Annotated in this window: 18 protein-coding genes; 13 read left to right on the forward strand and 5 right to left on the reverse strand. The window is 57.3% G+C overall.

Annotation, left to right across the window (positions count from 1 at the left end; all coding sequences use genetic code 11):
- Positions 1-70 precede the first annotated feature (70 nt).
- The 11 genes from ACN0WX_RS09825 to ACN0WX_RS09875 all read left to right on the forward strand — a co-directional run bounded on the left by ACN0WX_RS09825 (position 71) and on the right by ACN0WX_RS09875 (position 11359).
- Positions 71-649 (forward strand): thymidine kinase, encoded by a 579-nt coding sequence (locus ACN0WX_RS09825; protein ID WP_417622437.1) that lies wholly within the window; start codon positions 71-73, stop codon positions 647-649.
- Positions 642-1178 carry a GNAT family N-acetyltransferase gene (locus ACN0WX_RS09830; protein ID WP_417622137.1) on the forward strand — a complete coding sequence of 179 codons (537 nt, stop codon included), beginning with the start codon at positions 642-644 and terminating at the stop codon, positions 1176-1178. The genes ACN0WX_RS09825 and ACN0WX_RS09830 overlap by 8 nt, the downstream gene beginning before the upstream one ends.
- On the forward strand, positions 1175-2167 hold the full coding sequence (truB, locus tag ACN0WX_RS09835) for a tRNA pseudouridine(55) synthase TruB (protein WP_417622138.1): 993 nt from the start codon (positions 1175-1177) through the stop codon (positions 2165-2167). Before ACN0WX_RS09830 ends, truB begins: the two co-directional genes overlap by 4 nt.
- A gap of 24 nt (positions 2168-2191) precedes the next feature.
- Positions 2192-2461, forward strand: a complete 270-nt coding sequence (gene rpsO, locus ACN0WX_RS09840) for a 30S ribosomal protein S15 (protein WP_417622139.1) — start codon at positions 2192-2194, stop codon at positions 2459-2461.
- Between the two features lie 174 nt (positions 2462-2635).
- A complete protein-coding gene (gene pnp, locus ACN0WX_RS09845; RefSeq protein WP_417622140.1) occupies positions 2636-4912 on the forward strand; it encodes a polyribonucleotide nucleotidyltransferase in 2277 nt (758 codons plus the stop codon).
- A 228-nt stretch (positions 4913-5140) separates the two neighbouring features.
- The gene (locus tag ACN0WX_RS09850; RefSeq protein WP_417622141.1) at positions 5141-5926 is read left to right on the forward strand and encodes an outer membrane protein assembly factor BamD; all 786 of its coding nucleotides are present in this window, start codon (positions 5141-5143) and stop codon (positions 5924-5926) included.
- A 59-nt stretch (positions 5927-5985) separates the two neighbouring features.
- Positions 5986-7650, forward strand: a complete 1665-nt coding sequence (recN, locus tag ACN0WX_RS09855; RefSeq protein WP_417622142.1) for a DNA repair protein RecN — start codon at positions 5986-5988, stop codon at positions 7648-7650.
- Positions 7651-8001, forward strand: a complete 351-nt coding sequence (locus ACN0WX_RS09860) for a hypothetical protein (RefSeq protein ID WP_417622143.1) — start codon at positions 7651-7653, stop codon at positions 7999-8001. It begins immediately after the preceding gene.
- Positions 8002-8187: 186 nt separating this feature from the next.
- Positions 8188-8595 carry an endonuclease domain-containing protein gene (locus ACN0WX_RS09865; protein ID WP_417622144.1) on the forward strand — a complete coding sequence of 136 codons (408 nt, stop codon included), beginning with the start codon at positions 8188-8190 and terminating at the stop codon, positions 8593-8595.
- 53 nt (positions 8596-8648) lie between these two features.
- A complete protein-coding gene (gene ligA, locus ACN0WX_RS09870) occupies positions 8649-10913 on the forward strand; it encodes an NAD-dependent DNA ligase LigA (RefSeq protein ID WP_417622438.1) in 2265 nt (754 codons plus the stop codon).
- A gap of 155 nt (positions 10914-11068) precedes the next feature.
- Entirely contained in the window at positions 11069-11359 is a 291-nt protein-coding gene (locus tag ACN0WX_RS09875; protein ID WP_417622145.1) for a hypothetical protein, read from the forward strand.
- A 10-nt stretch (positions 11360-11369) separates the two neighbouring features.
- On the opposite strand, the gene ACN0WX_RS09880 is transcribed toward ACN0WX_RS09875, so the two are convergent.
- Positions 11370-12038, reverse strand: coding sequence for a hypothetical protein (locus ACN0WX_RS09880; protein ID WP_417622146.1), 669 nt, complete (start codon positions 12036-12038; stop codon positions 11370-11372).
- A 406-nt stretch (positions 12039-12444) separates the two neighbouring features.
- Positions 12445-13299 (reverse strand): sterol desaturase family protein, encoded by an 855-nt coding sequence (locus ACN0WX_RS09885; RefSeq protein ID WP_417622147.1) that lies wholly within the window; start codon positions 13297-13299, stop codon positions 12445-12447.
- Positions 13300-13386: 87 nt separating this feature from the next.
- On the opposite strand from ACN0WX_RS09885, the gene ACN0WX_RS09890 reads away from it, so the two are divergent.
- Positions 13387-14052: a Crp/Fnr family transcriptional regulator gene (locus tag ACN0WX_RS09890; RefSeq protein WP_417622148.1), complete on the forward strand. Its 666-nt coding sequence runs from the start codon at positions 13387-13389 to the stop codon at positions 14050-14052.
- A gap of 4 nt (positions 14053-14056) precedes the next feature.
- Here the strand turns inward: ACN0WX_RS09890 and ACN0WX_RS09895 are convergent, their stop codons facing one another.
- Positions 14057-14701: a TIGR02117 family protein gene (locus tag ACN0WX_RS09895; protein WP_417622149.1), complete on the reverse strand. Its 645-nt coding sequence runs from the start codon at positions 14699-14701 to the stop codon at positions 14057-14059.
- A gap of 71 nt (positions 14702-14772) precedes the next feature.
- On the opposite strand from ACN0WX_RS09895, the gene phhA reads away from it, so the two are divergent.
- Positions 14773-15669, forward strand: coding sequence for a phenylalanine 4-monooxygenase (phhA, locus tag ACN0WX_RS09900; protein ID WP_417622150.1), 897 nt, complete (start codon positions 14773-14775; stop codon positions 15667-15669).
- Between the two features lie 30 nt (positions 15670-15699).
- Here the strand turns inward: phhA and ACN0WX_RS09905 are convergent, their stop codons facing one another.
- A complete protein-coding gene (locus ACN0WX_RS09905; protein ID WP_417622151.1) occupies positions 15700-16683 on the reverse strand; it encodes a 50S ribosomal protein L11 methyltransferase in 984 nt (327 codons plus the stop codon).
- A 12-nt stretch (positions 16684-16695) separates the two neighbouring features.
- Positions 16696-18576, reverse strand: a complete 1881-nt coding sequence (locus tag ACN0WX_RS09910) for an ABC-F family ATP-binding cassette domain-containing protein (protein ID WP_417622152.1) — start codon at positions 18574-18576, stop codon at positions 16696-16698.
- Positions 18577-18620 lie beyond the last annotated feature (44 nt).

The following is an 18620-nucleotide window of genomic DNA, read 5'->3' on the forward strand; positions in this document are numbered from 1 at the left end:
CATCCTGAACCTGTTTCAGGATATCGGGAGGTCCTGAAACAGGTTCAGGATGACGGATAACGAGGCGATCATGGCCAAACTCTATTTCTACTACGCCTCGATGAATGCCGGGAAGTCGAGCAATTTGCTCCAGGCGGCGTTCAACTATGGTGAGCGCGGCATGAAGGTGATGCTGTGGACAGCAGCGATCGATAATCGTGCGAGTTTTGGCGCCATTGCTTCCCGGATCGGACTGCACGCAGACGCCCATCGCTTTGGTGAAGATACTGATCTATTCGCCGCAGTAAGTAGTGAACATGAAGATGCTGATCTGGCTTGTATAATGGTCGACGAAGCCCAGTTTCTGACCGAAGATCAGGTCTGGCAATTGGCCCGACTGGCCGACGAGATTGGCATTCCGGTGCTGTGCTATGGTCTGCGCACGGATTTTCAGGGCAATTTATTTCCCGGATCGGCAAAGCTTTTGGGCCTTGCCGACAGTCTGGTCGAGCTGAAAGCCGTGTGCGAATGCGGGCGCAAGGCGACGATGAATCTCCGGATCGACGAAGCGGGCAGGGCGATAGCCGCCGGCGCGCAGACCGAAATCGGCGGTAATGAAAGCTATTTGGCGCTCTGCCGTAAGCATTTCCGGGAGCGGCTGAATGGCTGAATTGTCGACAATATTGGAACAAGGGCTGGTGCGGCTGGAACCGCTGGCCGAGCATCACCTCGAACCGCTGCGCGCGGCCTGCGCGGAGGATCACGAGATCTGGGACATCTATCCAGTCTCGATGCTCGATGAGAATTTTGACAAGGCGATCGAAGCCTTCCACGGCACCACCAATTGGGTTCGCTTTGCGGTGATCAACAGCGAAACCGGCACGGTTGTCGGCATGACCAACTATATCAACCCCGACCCGTTCGGCGTGGTCGAAATCGGCGGCACCTATATCGCGCCATCTGTGCGCGGCAGCGGCTTTAATGATGTCATGAAGAAGCTGATGATCGACCATGCCTTCGTCTGCGGCTTCACCCGCATCGAATTTCGCGTCGATACGCGCAACAAGCGTTCCATGGCGGCGGTTCTGAAACTGGGTGCCCAGCATGAGGGCACGCTGAGGAAGAATAGGATCACCTGGACCGGTTATGTCCGGGATACGGCTGTTTTCGGGCTGCTCCAAGAGGAGTGGGTGGGTTGAAACCCCACGGCTGGATCATTCTCGACAAACCGCTGGAACTTGGTTCGACGCAGGCGGTCGGCGCGGTGAAGCGGAATTTGCGCGAAGCTGGCTTGCTCGGCAAGGGCAAGGACAAGCTGAAAGTCGGCCATGGCGGGACGCTGGACCCGCTGGCGACCGGGGTGTTGCCGATTGCGATCGGCGAGGCGACGAAGCTGTGCGGGCGAATGCTGGATGCTTCGAAAATCTATGAATTTACCATCGGTTTCGGGAAAGAGACCGAGACATTGGATGTCGAGGGGGCGGTTACGGAAATATCCGACCACCGGCCGACATTGGACGATGTTGAAGCGATATTACCGCAGTTTACCGGCCCGATTGAACAGATACCGCCGAAATATTCGGCGCTGAAAATTGATGGCAAGCGGGCTTATGATCTGGCGCGGGCAGGGGTCGAAGTCGAGATGAAGTTGCGGGGGGTGACTATTCACGCTCTTTCCATTCGTCATCCTGATAGCTCACTTTGTCATCCTGAACTTGTTTCAGGATCTCAGGAGGTCCTGAAACAAGTTCAGGATGACGAACCGTTGGAAGAAATCACCCTCACCGCCACCGTCTCCAAGGGCACTTATATCCGCTCGCTCGCCCGGGATATTGCACGCGCCTTGAACACCTTCGGCCACGTCACCATGTTAAGGAGGACCAAGGCCGGACCCTTCACCCTGAACGACGCGATTTCGCTGGACAAACTCAACGAAATTGGTAAGGGCGCGGACATATATGAATACCTCTTGCCGCTTGAGGCGTGGCTGGACGACATCCCGGCTTTTGACCTCAACCCTGATCAGGCAAGACTGCTTCGGCAAGGCATGACGCTGAACGGGCAGGAATTGATCGGGAACCCCGCAGTTAACGGGCTTTTTCTAGCGACAGAGAACCAGGGTTCTCCCGTTGCACTGGCTGAGCTTGTTGATGGCACCGTGAAGGTGGTTCGCGGATTCAATATGTAAAAGATGTTCGAAGGAATGAATTAAATGACGATTACCGCAGAAAAAAAACAAGAATTGATTGAAAAATTCGGCCAGACAAAGGGCGATACCGGTTCTCCGGAAGTCCAGGTTGCCGTGCTCACCGAGCGCATCGTGAACCTGACCGAACATTTCAAAGGTCACCACAAGGATAACCACTCCCGTCGCGGATTGCTGATGATGGTGAACAAACGGCGCAGCCTGCTGGACTATCTCCGCAAGAAAGACGTCGAGCGTTACGCCAAGCTGATCAAGGACCTTGGTCTCCGGAAATAAAATTTCGAGAGCGGCCTCCATGCGGGGGCCGTTTTCATATTGGGTATCGCGGCAATAAGGCAGCGATATCTATAGACAGGGGCGCAATGACCCCGAACCGCTGTTCAGCCGGATTGCTGGACACAAGAAAGCCCCCGCATTGCATAGGGCAGGCGGGACAAAGGAAAAATACGAATGTTTGATGTAAAGAAAGTTGAAATGGAGTGGGGCGGACAGACCCTCACTCTCGAAACGGGCCGTATTGCCCGTCAGGCTGATGGTGCGGTACTCGCGACCCTCGGCGAAACGGTTGTGCTGTGCGCAGTAACCGCCGCGAAATCGGTGCGCGAAGGACAGGATTTCTTCCCGCTGACCGTCCACTATCAGGAAAAATTCTCAGCCGCTGGCCGTATCCCGGGCGGCTTCTTCAAGCGCGAAGGCCGTGCGACGGAAAAAGAAACGCTGACATCGCGTTTGATTGACCGTCCTTGCCGTCCGCTTTTTCCCGAAGGTTTCTACAACGAAATCAACGTGATCTGTCAGGTGATGAGCTATGATGGTGTCAACGAACCCGACATTTTGGCGATGGTTGCAGCCTCTGCTGCGCTGACCATCTCCGGCGTTCCTTTCATGGGCCCGATTGGCGCGGCCCGCGTTGGGTACAAGGAAGGCGAATATCAGCTGAACCCGTCGATGGAAGAAGTCGCTGAAGGCGAACTCGACCTGGTTGTTGCGGCGACGCACGGCGCGGTGATGATGGTTGAATCGGAAGCGCAGGAGCTTTCCGAAGAAGTCATGCTCGGCGCCGTTCAGTTCGCGCATGAAGCGTCCAAGCAGGTTGCGGGCCTGATCATTGATTTGGCCGAACAGGCTGCGAAAGAGCCCTGGCAGCTTGACGCTGGCGACGACAATAGCGGGATCAAGGAAGATCTGCGCAAGCTGGTCGGCAAAGATATTGCTGCGGCTTACAAGAAAACCGACAAGTCGGAGCGTTCTGACGCGCTGAATGCGGTTCGCGAAAAAGCCAAAGAAAAATATGCAGACGCAGACGGCCAGACCCAGATGACCGCCGGCAAGATGGTCAAGAAGCTGGAAGCGGAAATCGTTCGCGGCGCCATCATCAAGGATGGTACCCGTATTGACGGTCGCAAGCTTGATCAGGTTCGCCCGATCGAAGCCATGGTTGGCCTGCTGCCACGGACCCACGGTTCGGCTCTGTTCACCCGCGGTGAAACCCAGGCGATTGTGACCACGACCCTGGGCACCAAGGACGCCGAGCAGATGATCGACGGACTCGACGGCCTTAGCTATACCAACTTCATGCTGCACTATAACTTCCCGCCTTATTCGGTTGGTGAAGTGGGCCGCTTCGGATTTACCAGCCGCCGGGAAACCGGTCATGGTAAGCTGGCTTTCCGCGCGCTTCGGCCGGTTCTGCCGTCCGTGGAAGAATTTCCCTACACGATCCGCGTGCTTTCCGACATTACCGAGTCCAACGGTTCGTCTTCGATGGCGACCGTTTGTGGCGGTTCGCTTGCGATGATGGACGCCGGTGTGCCTCTGGCGCGTCCGGTTTCCGGTATTGCAATGGGCCTGATCCTCGAAGGCGAAGACTTTGCGGTTCTTTCCGACATTCTCGGCGACGAAGATCATCTCGGCGACATGGATTTCAAGGTTGCGGGTACCGAAAAAGGTATCACCTCCTTGCAGATGGACATCAAGGTGGCCGGCATTACGCAGGAAATCATGAAGTCTGCTCTGGAACAGGCCAGTGGCGGTCGCGCGCATATCCTCGGTGAAATGAGCAAGGCGCTGTCATCGGTTCGTACCGAAATGTCGGAACATGCTCCGCGCATCGAAACATTGCAGATCAACAAAGAGAAGATCCGTGACGTTATCGGTACCGGTGGTAAAGTGATCCGCGAAATCGTTGCGGAAACCGGCGCCAAGGTCGATATTGACGATGAAGGCTTGATCAAGGTTTCCTCTTCCGACAAATCCCAGATTGATGCGGCAATCGCATGGATCAAGGGCATCGTCGAAGAAGCCGAGGTCGGTAAAGTCTATGACGGCAAGGTCGTGAATCTCGTCGACTTTGGCGCATTCGTGAACTTCATGGGCGGTAAGGACGGTCTCGTCCACGTCTCTGAAATCAAGAATGAGCGTGTCGAGAAAGTCTCCGACGTGCTGAGCGAAGGCCAGGAAGTCAAGGTCAAGGTTCTCGAAATCGACCAGCGCGGCAAGGTTCGCCTGTCGATGCGGGTTGTTGATCAGGAAACCGGTGAAGAGCTGGAAGACACCCGTCCTCCCCGCGAACCACGGGGCGACAAGCCTCGTGGCCCGCGTCGTGACGGCGGTGGCGGTCGTGGACGCGGTCGTGACGGCGGTGGACGCGGTCGTGGTCGCAATAATGACGGCGGCAATGATGGCGGCGGCGATATTCCGCTGCCAAGCTCAATCACCGAAGACTAGAATTTCGGAAGATTATTTTGAAAAGGGCCCGGAGCGATCCGGGCCCTTTTTTTGTCACGGATGGAGCGACGGATTCGTTTTCGTCAAGCTTCGCAAGAAAAATGACCAACGGGCCCCCGGATTAATCTCTGGTAAAGCTGAAACAGAACAGGGAATGTCATCGGTTCCAGCGGCTTTTTTTGCTTTGTTCTTGGCTGGATGAAAACAAGCGGTTATGAGGTCCGGCATATGAAAAAACAGATTATCAAATGGGCCGTTCTGGGTCTTTCCGCCTCTCTGCTTTCCGGTTGTGCACTGCTCGGCGGCGGCAGTAGCGGTCGCGGTACGGATACTCGCTACGTCGCACGGGATGTTGATACGCTTTATAATGCGGCAAAAGACCGGCTTGATCGTGGCCAGTATAAATTTGCTGCCGCGCTGTTTGACGAAGTCGAGCGTCAGCATCCTTATTCACCATGGGCTCGCCGTGCACAGCAGATGAGCGCATTCAGCTATTATCTCGCCGGTGATTATAACAAGGCAATTGAATCCTCCCGCCGTTTCCTTTCGATCCATCCGGGCAACAAGGACGCGCCTTATGCCTATTATCTGATTGCGCTTTGCTATTATGAGCAGATCAGCGATGTAACCCGGGACCAGAAGATCACCGAACAGGCGCTGTCGTCTCTCGGCGAGGTTGCCCGTCGCTATCCCAATTCGCGCTATGCTGCCGATGCCCAGCTGAAAATGGATCTGGTCAATGACCATCTGGCCGGCAAGGAAATGGAAATCGGCCGTTTTTACCAGCGTCGCGGCAAATGGCTCGCAGCCACTATTCGCTTCCGGACGGTGATTGAGAAATACCAGACGACCACTCACACGCCCGAGGCTTTGATGCGGCTCACTGAGTCCTATCTTGCGCTGGGTGTCCCCACCGAAGCGAAGAATACGGCGGCGGTGCTCGGTGCCAACTATCCCGGCTCCAAATGGTATGAGCGCGCTTATGAGCTGGTCAACAAACACGGGGCTACTTGAGCCGTCCGGTGACGCTGCAATCCGTTGCAGCTAGGGTAAAGCTGTTTTAAGAGAGGTCTGTGCTGCAGTCTCTTTCCATTCGCGATATTGTGCTGATAGAAGCGCTCGATCTGGAGTTCGGATCGGGCCTCACCGTGCTGACCGGGGAAACCGGCGCCGGCAAGTCGATCCTGCTCGACAGTCTCGGGCTGGCGCTGGGCAACCGAGCGGATAGCGGGCTGGTTCGTCAGGGTACTGAAAAAGCGCAGGTTACAGCCAGTTTTATGCCACCCATAGCGGGTAGCAAGCTAGCGAGCACGCTGGCCGAAAATGATATTGAAATCGAACCGGGCGAGCCGCTGATCATCAAGCGATCGGTCAAGGCTGACGGTGGCAGTCGCGCCTTCATCAATGACCAGCCCTGTTCGGCGACGCTGTTGCGCTCGGTGGGGAGTCAGCTGATCGAAATCCATGGCCAGCATGATGATCGGGGGTTGATCAACCCCAGGGGACACCGGGCTTTGCTCGACGCTTTCGCCGGGGTTGAAGCTCGTGGAGTCGGCGAGGCCTATGATGCGTGGCAGTCTGCAAAAACGGCGCTGGAGCAAGCAAAGCAGGATCAGGAATCGGCGGAGCAGGACCGCGAATATCTCGAGCATAGCGTCGCCGAACTGGCCAAATTCGCGCCCCAGCCGGGCGAGGAGCAGGAACTGGCGCTGGAACGGGCGACGATGATGCAGGGCGAGAAACTGACCGGCGATCTCGAGGCAATCCGCTCGGCCTTTGACGGATCCGAAGGCGGGCTGGCCTCGCTGCGGTCGGCGGCGCGGCGGCTTGACCGGATTGCCGCGGATCATCGGCTGCTGAAAGAGGCGCTGGAAGCGCTGGACCGGGCGATTATCGATGCCAGCGAAGCCGAAGAGAAGCTCAATGATGCCGCAGAGGCGCTGAGCTTTGACCCGCAGAGGCTCGACGATATGGAGACCAGGCTGTTCGATCTGCGGGGTCTGGCGCGCAAGCATCGGGTGGAGCCGGATGGGCTTTCGGCGCTGCTCGAAAAGCTGCAGAAGAGGCTGGCGGCGATCAGCGATGGCGGCAGGACATTGGAAGGATTGGAAGCATCTTTGGCCAGTGCGAAGACATCCTACATTGCGGCGGCGGAAAAGCTGCGCGCCCGGCGGAGCAAGGCCGCGGAGGCGCTGGACAAGGCGGTGGCCGGAGAATTGGCGCCGCTCAAGCTGGATGCCGCGAGATTTGAGACTTTACTCGAAGAATTGACTGAAGAGCATTGGAATAAAAGCGGAATGGACCGGATCGAGTTTCTCATTTCGACCAATCCGGGGGCGCCGCTGGCGCCTTTGGGCAAAATCGCGTCAGGCGGGGAGCTTTCGCGGTTCATTCTGGCCCTTAAAGTGGCATTGGCGGACGAAAGCGGGACAAAATCGATCATTTTTGACGAAATTGACCGCGGTGTCGGTGGTGCCGTCGCCTCGGCGATTGGCGACCGCCTGTCGCGCCTGTCCAAGGGCGCCCAGCTGCTCGTCGTGACCCACAGCCCGCAGGTCGCCTCCAAGGGCGATGCCCATATGCTGATCAACAAGTCGCGCAGCGGTACCGTATCGCGCACCGATGTCAGCGCGCTGGACATTGAAGGCCGGCGGCAGGAAATTGCGCGGATGTTGTCCGGGGCGGATGTGACCGATGAGGCGAGAGCGCAGGCGGACCGGTTGCTGGAGGGGGTTTGAGTGGCTCACAAAAACAATTTTGATAATCGCATTGTGCTTATCGTTGGTTGGGCTTCAATTCCAATATTGATCGGCGCCTATTTGGCGCTCCCACGATATATTGGCCCTTGGTATTTGTTGTCCAAATTCACTGGTGGCGCACATTGTGCAGATTTGATCTGGATGATTTTGGGGCTAGCAATTTTGTTGCTATCAGGTGCCTTAGGATATTCACTTTTGCACCGGCGATTTAGCCTTAGATTTAGGTTCGTTGTTGGTGCTTTTGCCATTGTTTTGGCAGGATTTTGGTTTGCAGCCTTCATTACCGTTCAATACTTGCCGCCAGATATACCCCGCCCGATATATTGGTAGTTCAATTGGAACAGTCAATTTCAAAACGCCTGAAAGTTGATCCCGCTCACCAACTGACGCGTCATCTCAAGCCCCTCCTCTTCAGAGGAGGGGTTGGGGTGGTGGCGGTGCGACAGCATCGCTCGCGCAGCGACAAGCGGCACCGAACCACCCCAACCCCTCCTTTAAAAAGGAGGGGCTAAGATTGTGACTGACCGTGCGACCCTGCTTGCTCGTGCTAGGGAGATGCGGCGTAATCCTACTGAGCCGGAAAAACGCTTGTGGAGGCATCTTTCTGCTTCACAATTGGCCGGCCATAAATTCCGTCGACAGGCCGTGATCGACTATTATATCGCCGACTTCTTTTGTCCGCTTAAAAAGCTGATTGTTGAAGTGGATGGTGATACGCATGATGTGGAGGCCGATTTCAAGCGGGATGATCGGTTGCGGAGCAAAGGGTATCGGACGGTGCGTTTTAGCAATTTGGATGTGATGGGGAATATGGACGGGGTTTTGACGGATTTGTTGAGAAAATTGGAAGAGACTCCTGACCGGTGGGCCGGGCGTGGTGCCTCCACCACCCCAACCCCTCCTTTGAAAAGGAGGGGCTTTTAGTGCCCGTATCTCCACCAAAAGACCTCTCCGAAGCCGATGCCGCCAACGAACTGATGCGCCTGGCGCGCAAGATTGCGCATCATAACAAGCTCTACCACGCCGAAGACACGCCGGAAATTTCCGATGCGGATTATGACGCGCTGGTGCGGCGGAATAACGAGCTGGAGGAGGCTTTCCCGCATCTGGTGCGGGAGGATAGTCCGAACCGGCTGATCGGCGCGGCGGTGGCGGCTTCGCCCTTGGCCAAGGTCAGGCACGAACAGCGCATGATGAGCCTCGACAACGGCTTTTCCGACGAGGATATTGCCGAATGGCTGGCGCGGGTGCGGCGGTTTCTGAACCTGGCGGAAGACGCGCCGGTGGCGGTGACCGCCGAGGACAAGATTGACGGATTGTCCTGCTCGCTGCGATACGAGAAGGGCGAGCTGGTGCTCGCCGCGACGCGCGGGGACGGGCAAGTTGGCGAGGATGTTACCGCCAATGTACGGATGATCAAGGATATTCCGCAGTCTCTCCGTTCGTCTCGAGCGCAGTCGAGAGACGGTGAGGCGGGAACAGGTGTCTCGACTTCGCTCGACACGAACGGCAATTCCCATACCATCCCCGACCTGTTCGAAATCCGCGGCGAAGTCTATATGGCCAAGGCCGATTTTGCCGGGCTCAACGAGCGGCTGATGGACGAGGGCAGGGCCGATGCCGAGGCCAGGGGTGTCGAGTTCGATCCGGAAAAAATCCGCCAATTTGCCAATCCGCGCAATGCCGCCGCCGGGTCTTTGCGCCAGAAAGATGCGAATATCACCGCCAAACGGCAGCTGAAATTCTGGGCCCACGGTTGGGGCGTGCATAGCGAATTGCCGGGTGAAACGGCAGCTGACGTCATGTCGGCCATTGCCAGCTGGGGGGTGCCGGTTTCGTCGCTGGTGCAGCGCTTTGAGACGCTGGAAGCGATGCTTGGCCATTATCGCCTGATCGAGACGGAACGGGCGGACATGCCCTATGATATCGACGGCGTGGTCTACAAGGTCGACCGGCTCGACTGGCAGGAAAGGCTGGGCTTCGTCGCCAAGGCGCCGCGCTGGGCTATTGCGCATAAATTCCCGGCGGAACAGGCACAGACGACGCTGGAGAGCATCGATATACAGGTCGGGCGGACGGGCAAGCTGACGCCGGTCGGGCGGCTGAAGCCGGTGACGGTCGGCGGCGTGGTGGTGTCCAATGTGACATTGCATAATCGCGATGAGGTCGAGCGGCTCGGCGTGCGCCCCGGTGACCGGGTGGTGATCCAGCGGGCCGGGGATGTGATTCCGCAGGTGGTGGACAATCTGACCCGCGACGAACCGCGCGAAGCCTATGATTTCCCCGACCATTGCCCGATATGCGACAGCGAAGCAGTGGCCGTGGAAGGCGAGGTCGATGTCCGCTGCACAGGCGGCCTGATCTGCCCGGCGCAGCGGTTCCAGCGTCTGGTGCATTTTGTCTCGCGGGTGGCGCTGGATATCGACGGGCTGGGCGAAAAAAGCATTGCCGAATTTATCGAAGCCGGCTTCATCGAAAGCCCCGCCGATATTTTTCGCCTGCACCAGCATCGTGACGAAATCCTCGCCCGCGAAGGCTGGCAGGAAAAGTCTGTGGATAATTTGTTGGCGGCTGTGGAAAAGAAGCGGCAGCCGGATGCGGCAAGGCTGCTGTTCGGGCTGGGAATCAGGCATATCGGTGCGGTGACCGCGCGGGATCTGCTGAAGAATTTTGTGACGCTGCAGAAAGTACAGAAAATTGCTGATCTGGCGATTCAGTCACAAGAATATCGTTCGTCTCGAGCGCAGTCGAGAGACGGTGATGCGGGAACAGGTGTCTCGACTTCGCTCGACACGAACGGGGAGACTGCGCTCGCCACGAACGGTGAGGGGAGCGCAACTCCTGAAGGCGATGCAGCGTGGGCGGAAATCACGTCGATTGACGGCGTTGGCCCCACCGTGGCGCAGGCCTTGGCTGATTTCTTCCACGAACCGCATAATCGTGCCGTGTGGGACGATCTGCTGAGCGAAGTCTCGCCGCCGGATTATATCGTTGAAACCCGCGACAGTGCCGTGGCCGGCAAGACCGTGGTCTTCACCGGCAAGCTCGAAACGATGAGCCGCGACGAAGCCAAGGCGCAGGCCGAGGCTCTGGGGGCCAAGGCTTCCGGTTCGGTGAGCGCGAAAACCGATCTGGTGGTGGCCGGACCGGGAGCGGGTTCGAAAATGAAAAAGGCGGAGGGTCTCGGAATTGAAGTGATCGACGAGGCGGCCTGGGCGGAGATTGTGAAAGCGGCGGGCTGACAGGTTCGCGGAGCGCACCATGGTGCCACAGACATGGGTAAGGATAGCAATTGAAATTTCTAGCGATGCTCTTGGCTTCTATCGTACTTGGTCTCTCACCTTCATATGCAAGTGATGCGGTCACGTCCGAGCCGCTGACGATAGGAACATCCTATATGGTCTCAACACATGGGGCCGAAAGACGCATCAATGTTGTGCTGCCAGCCGACTATGACAAGACCGACCGCACCTATCCCATTTTGATCATGCTTGATGGTGGGTTGAAACAGGATTTTTACCTGACGCTGGGCATGGAGCGCTGGAACCAACTCTGGCAGCGCAGCGCGCCGGTGATCTTTGTCGATGTAGAAACGGTCGATCGCCAGCGTGAGCTGCTATCGACGGAGGCTGACTGGCTGGAGGAATATGGTCTGACACTGCGTTGCAGCAAGGCACCGAGCAACTAGCGTCGGCAAATCACCGGTCGATGCGCTCTGGGTCCTTCAATCCCTCGCTCATCGTGTGGATCATCGCGGAGCGTTGCAGCGATGCCTTCACATTGGCCGGCACCTTGTACAGTCCGCGTAACAGAAGCAAATCTCCGCCGCTCAGTGAGGTCGGCCTGAGCGATTCATCTTCGGTTTCGGAAAATAGTGATAATATGGACCCTTCCGGGACCTGATTGTCGCTCCCCACATCGATATCAATCAGAGAAACCATGGCCGCATAGTCCGCCAGTTGGGCTGCGGAAATACCTGGCAAGGCTTTGCTATCAATCAACAGATAGGAATAGGATATGCCTTCTATCGTTGATCTGGATATTTTGGACTTCACTTGCGTGGCTTGGCCGTTGGTCTGGGCTCCCCCAAGCGCCGGTTCTCCGCCCGGCCCGTTCGATCCAGCCATGAAAGTGAATGTGCCGCCGGCCGCATTATAGTCGGAGTCGCTGCCCATGGTTTCGGTCGTCTTCCAACTGTAAACCGGTCCGCCGCTTTGCTCGATCCTGTCTCGTTCGCTATGGGTGAGCGATCCAAATAACCGTCCCTTCTTGCTGCGCAACAGCTTGATCTCGGAGCCACCATCTTCGACGATGGCGACAAACAGATTGGGGCGACAGTTTTCTTTTCCCACCCCAATATCTGCCATGTCAGCGACTTGGCGAATTCGTTCATTAATTGCCTGGACCTGGCGTTCAGCCAAGCCCGCAACCGATGGACATACGGGCTGAGCGAACCGGGGATATTGGCCAGTGTGCCTGCCGCCACCAGAAACCCGAAAATGATTGATGATCAAATTCCTGAATTCGGCCATTTGCCTTCTTGGGCCCGTGACGAAAATTTCATCGTCTTGCGACACTGATTGGGTCTTTTCTTGTGTGGCTTGGGCGGAGTTTGCAGATAGCAAAACAGATACTGTAAAAAGCATCATAATGCCAAGATGGCGGAATTGAAATAAATGCCGCATATTAGTTCAATACCGTAGAATACCATTTTCGTCAAATTGAAATGGTCGCCGCCATGCGACTGCGGCGACCATCCTCTCTCCCAAGCTTTTATGCTTTGGCGCTCGCTTCGATTGCTGCGAGCTCTTTTACGCCGTGGCCGCCTTCCTTGTTTTCCGGAAAGATCGGCCAGGCGAGTTCCTGACCCAAAGTGGCTGGTGCGAGATTTTCCACGCCATAGCTATCGGGATAGCGGCGCGTGATATGAGCGGTGCCGAACAGCACATCCCAGAAGAATAGAAGATTACCGAAATTGCCCTTGTAGTTGGTGACGCCGTCGCTCTTGTGGCGACCGTGGTGGGCGTGGTGGGTGGATGGGGTCGAGATGGTGCGTTCGACCAGCCACATGACCGGCGACAGCCATTTGATCTTGTAGAGCGGTTCATCCCAGGCGACATCGCTGTGCGCGCCGACGATCACCGCCATTTTGACGATGATATAGCCGACATAGACCCAGCCGAGGCCGAGATAGATCAGCGCGCCGGAAAACCAGATGCTCGGCATAGTGAGATAATAGAAGATATTGTTCCGGTAGACCAGGCGGACGCTCATATAGCGGGCATTATGGTGCGAGCGATGCAGATTATAGAGAAATGGCACGCTGTGTGACAGGCGGTGCCACCAATATTGCATCATGTCGTCAAAGACCAGGAACAGCGCGATGGCGGCGATCAGGGGAATGCCGGCCAGCGCGCCCTGCCATTGCGGCGCGACGCTTGCGAGGATGAACTGGGCGGCGAGGATGATGAAGGGCTGGGTGATGACCAGCAGGACGAAAGAGCCAATAATTTCCACCAGCGCGTCGTCGCGGGTCTGTTCCGGCTTGTTGAATAGCTGCGTGCGGAAGATTTCCATCATTCCGAAGAAAAAGAATATTACTGTGATCGCATATATTTCCGGCCGCATGATCGCTCTCCATGGGGTTTGCTTGCAGAGCATCTAGCAAAGGGATAGAGCAGTAAATGCTAACAAGTTTTCATTTGGGGCATTTATATGAGCGGACGTTTCAGGCGCACCGGAACAAGCTTTGTCGCGGCGCTTCCCGATCAGGTGCGGCGGGATTTGCTGGCTCGCGGGCAGGCACGGCAGTTTGAAAAAGGCCAGTTGATCCAGCAACACGGCGATACAGCGAAAGAATTCTGGTATGTCGAAAGCGGATCGGTGCAAATCGGGCGCTATGGTATTGACGGACAATTGACCCTGTTGGCGCTGCTCGGTGCCGGCGACACGTTTGGCGATTTGGCTTTTCTCGGGGAATTCCCAAGAGTTGTGGATGCCATCGCCGGAACGGACTGCACCCTCGTCCGCATTGGTGATGGTGAGTTGCAGAGTCTGCTGGAATCCGATCCGGCGGTTATGCGGGTGCTGCTCAAAGCGATGGCGCTGACGGTACAATTCGCCCTCAATCTGGTGGCATCCAGTCGACACCAGTCGGTCGCACAAAGACTAGCTCAGGCGCTGCTCCAGCTATGCGGCGATCAGGGCAATGGAGCGGAGATCATCGTCAGCCAGCAGGATCTGGCTGATTTGCTGGGTGTCTCCCGTGTTTCTGTCGGCAAGGCTCTGGCCAGCTTGCAGGCGGGAGGGATGGTTGAGCCGGGATATGGGTTTGTCACCATCAGGGATGAAGCAGGTCTGGCCAAGCTTCTGACCGGATGACCCTCTATTCTGGAGATTCCGGTACCCAGCGCATCACGCCGCCCTGAAACGGAGTCCACAGGCCGGTGCGGATGCCTGCCTGGCGCAGGACATCGCTGGTCCAGTTGTTGCACGTGTTGAAGGCGTGATAATGTCCGCGCGACCGGTAAAACAGGTCTTTCTTGCCATAGCCGGGTGATGGCTGGGCTTGACCGCGTTGGTCGAGAACAAATTTCTCCGCGATGGCCGAGGCGATTTTGCGATATTCCGCCGGGCTGACGATCAGGCGGCGGCGATAATGAGGATAAGCCTGTGGATATTTCAGGTGATCGACGTGGATAAGCACGTTTTTGCTGCCGAATACTGCGCTTAGTGCATCGCTGAAGCGGAGATCACGCCATTCGCGGGTGTTGCGGTAGACGCCCTCGTGGCCCCAGCCGACCAGAATATGGCTGCCATATTGCGACGGATCTGTGAGATGCGCGGGACGGACCAAAGGCGTCCAATCGTAAACATCGCTCCATAGCGGCATGATGATCCCCGTGTGCAGGCCATTGGTTTCGACAAATAATTCGACGCCATGGTCGGGACTGCGCCAGTTCTGATTGGCGGGCAGAAGGCTGCCGGCCAGCGCTGCGAGTAGATATAGCAGGAGGGCTGTGCCCAGCATAAAGCCAATATGTTTCAACCATCTGCCCACGGTTATTGTCATTGAAACCTTTTCTGCTGTAAGAGGCGGTCATGCTCAATTCCGTTGAACCCGACAATCATGTCTATGACAAGCCGCCAGCCCACGCAAATGCGGACTGGACGATCGATCAGGATTGGCAAAGCTACACGCCCGAAGAGCATGAGACATGGGACATATTGTTCGACCGGCAGCGCAAAATGTTGCCGGGCAGGGCGGCGCAGGCGTTTCTCGATGGCGTTGATATATTGAATCTTTCGAAGCCGGGTATCCCCGACTTTGATGAGCTCAACCGGATATTGATGGATGCCACCGGCTGGCAGGTTGTTGCCGTGCCGGGACTGGTGCCCGACGATGTGTTCTTCGACCATCTCGCGAACCGGCGCTTTGTGTCGGGCAATTTCATCCGGCGGCGCGACCAGCTCGACTATTTGCAGGAACCGGATATTTTTCACGATGTCTTCGGCCATGTGCCGATGCTCGCGGATCAGCGCTTTGCCGATTATATGGTGGCTTACGGGCGCGGCGGGCTCCGGGCTCTGGAATATGGCACGCTGAAACAGCTGGCGCGGCTTTACTGGTATACGGTCGAATTTGGTCTGATCCGGGAGGCCGAGGGTCTGCGCATCTATGGTGCGGGCATTGTCTCCAGCTACGGCGAGAGCGTCTTCGCGCTCGATGATCCCAGCCCCAACCGGATCATGTTCGATCTCGAACGGGTGTTGCGGACCGAATATCGCATCGATGATTATCAGCAGAATTATTTCGTTATCCCGAGCCTTGATGAGCTGCTGCGGGTGACCGTGGAGACGGACTTCAAGCCGGTATATGACAAGATTGCCGGGCTACCCGATATCGAGATTGCCGAGATTGTCGAGGGTGATGAAGTGCTGACCAGAGGAACGCAGGAATATGCCCGGTTGCAAGCCGGTGAAGCGAAAGTCGTCTGAAGCAGACGATTTGGCGATGCTGCGCGCGGTTCAGCATTCCCCGAAATAATCCGATGCCAGCGGCGATTTTGTTCTGTGGGCTTTGCGAATCCAGCCATATTTTCTCGTCTTGATCAATGTGAGGCATGGCCATTCATTATCCACCTGAGCGTAGCGGAGACGAAACCCCTCGCGAACATAGGCCCTCACGACCTCGGCTTTCTGGCCAGTCAGCAGTCCGGCGAGAATGAGCACGGTTCCAGCGCGGGATGCGCCGGCGATCTGCGGTGCCAGAGCCACCAGTGGGCCTGCGAGAATATTGGCGATGATCAGATCATAGGGCGCGCGCTGCTTCAGCGCGGGATGATCAAGACCATTGCTCTGGACGAGCCGGATATGGCCGTGGCCATTGCCCAGCGCGATCGCATTTCGGCGAGCATTCTCCCCGGTCACCGTCACCGCAACCGGATCGATGTCGCTGGCGATAATTTTGGCACTTTGCCAGAGATGGTGGGCAGCAAAGGCCAATAGCCCGGTGCCGGTGCCGACGTCGGCAATATTGCGAAAGCGGTGGCCGGTCCGCTTCAGCCGGTCGAGGCTTTGCAGGCATCCCATTGTGGTTTCATGATGGCCGGTTCCAAAAGCCTGTCCGGCATCGATGCAAATGCTGGCCAGCCTGGGGTTGTCGGACGGCTCGTCGCTGGACGTATGAACATGAAAGCGCCCGGCGCGGAGTGGTTCGAGGCCTTGCTGGCTGAGGGTGACCCAATCTTCATCCTGGAGCATTTCGACAATCGGCTGGACGCCGGATTTCGCCGCCGAGGGCGATAGTTGCAGAAGGTTGTCGATCAGCTCGGGATCGGGCTCCGCTTGGCAATAGACGTCGATAATCCAGGCATCGGGATGCTTGGGGTCAATTTCGCTGGCGACAATGGTCGGGGTGGAATCGCTGGAACTGATAAACAGCTGGTCTTCCGACAATATCCGTGCCTCGGCGCGGGTGCAGGGCAACGAGACCTTCCAGGTTCCGGTCATCGGCGCGTCCGGTCAGGCATTGACATTTTCCTGTTCCAGACGATCGCTGGCGTCCATCCAGCGGGCTTCCGCTTTGTCGAGCCGGTCCTGAATCTCGGCTCTCAGCTTCATCAGGTCGGTCATCGTCAGATCGGCATGTTTCGGCTCTGCTGACGCAGGATCGAACATCGCGCGGTCAATAGCCGACAATTCTGCACCCTGAACTTGCATTTCCTTCTCTGCAGCGGCGACGGACTTGCGCAATTCGGTCTGCTGCTTGCGCCGTTCGGCGGCAAGGCGTCGCTCTTCCTTGCGGTTGCCGCCACTTGCTTTGCCGGTCGACGATCCTTGCTGGTTCTTTCCGAGCACGAAATCGGTATAATCCTTGAGCGTACCCGCAAATTCCTCGGCCTTGCCGCTATCCACCATCACCAGGCGGTCGGCGGTCAGTTCGAGCATATGGCGATCATGGCTGACTAGGATGACGGCACCGCTATATTCGTTCAGCGCATGGACCAGCGCCTCGCGCGCATCGACGTCGAGATGGTTGGTCGGCTCATCAAGGATCAGCAGATGCGGCGCATCGCGGGTGATCATTGCCAGCGCCAGCCGCGCGCGTTCGCCGCCGGACAGCTTGCCGACCTTGATCGTCGCCTTGTCACCGGAAAAGCCGAAACGACCGAGCTGCGCACGCACGGCTCCCGGTTTCGCGTCCTTCATCAGTCGCGTCATATGCTCCAGCGGTGTGTCGGACGTATCCAGCTCCTCGACCTGATATTGGGTGAAATAGCCGACCGTCAGCTTGCCAGACTTGTTGATCGCGCCTTTTTTCGGTTCGAGCTGGCTGGCGAGGAGCCGGGCAAGGGTGGTCTTGCCGTTCCCGTTCCGGCCAAGCAGCGCCGTCCTGTCATCGGGATCAAGCCGCATATTCAGTCCGGATAATATGATATTGTCACCATAGCCGACAGCCGCATCATCCAGCGTGATCAGCGGTGGCTTGAGCTCTGCCGGACTGGGAAAATGGAAACTGAGCGAGGGATCATCGATCGCCGCGGCAATTGGCTCCATTCGGGCCAGCGCTTTGACGCGGCTCTGCGCCTGCTTTGCGCTATGCGCCTTGGCACCCCAGCGGGAAACGAAAGATTGCAATTTCTCGCGCTCGGCAATCTGCTTTTCACGGGCGGATGCCTGCTGTGCCTGACGCTCGGCTCGCTGTTTCTCGAACGCGTCATAGCCGCCCGGATAGAGCGTGGTCGTGCCGTGCTGCAGATGGAGGATATGATCGACCACATTGTTGAGCAGATCACGCTCATGGCTGATCACCAATATCGTCGCCTGATAGCTGGTCAGGAAATTTTCCAGCCACAGGGTGGCTTCGAGATCGAGGTGGTTGGACGGCTCGTCAAGCAGCAGCATTTCCGGTTGCGAGAATAGCAAGGCCGCCAGCGCCACGCGCATTCGCCAGCCGCCCGAAAAACTGTCCATCGGCTGTTGCTGGGCGGCTTCGTCAAAGCCCAGTCCGATCAGAATCTTCGCCGCCCGCGCCGGGGCGCTATGCGCCTCAATCATATTGAGCCGCTCATGGATTTCGCCGATCCGGTGTGGGTCGGAGGCGGTTTCTGCCTCCTCCAGCAATGCCGCGCGCTCGGTATCTGCGGCGAGTACCGTGTCGAGCGGGCTGTCCTGTCCGGCGGGCGCTTCCTGCGCAATATAGCCCATTCTGGCGTCCTTGGGTAGGTCAACGCTGCCGTCATCGGGCTCGAGTATTCCGGCGATCACCTTCATCAGCGTCGACTTGCCGGCACCATTGCGGCCGATCATGCCGACACGGGCACCGGGCGGTAGCGCTGCAGTGGCACCGTCGAGGATCACAGTGCCGCCGAGGCGCACGGTTATATTGCTGAAATTAAGCATGGTCAGCCGTTAGCGGAGCTTGCCGCCTTTTGCCAGCGCCGAGT

Origin of the sequence: Parasphingorhabdus sp. (genome assembly GCF_048269915.1) — a bacterium.
In the GTDB taxonomy this organism is placed as follows: Bacteria; Pseudomonadota; Alphaproteobacteria; order Sphingomonadales; family Sphingomonadaceae; genus Parasphingorhabdus.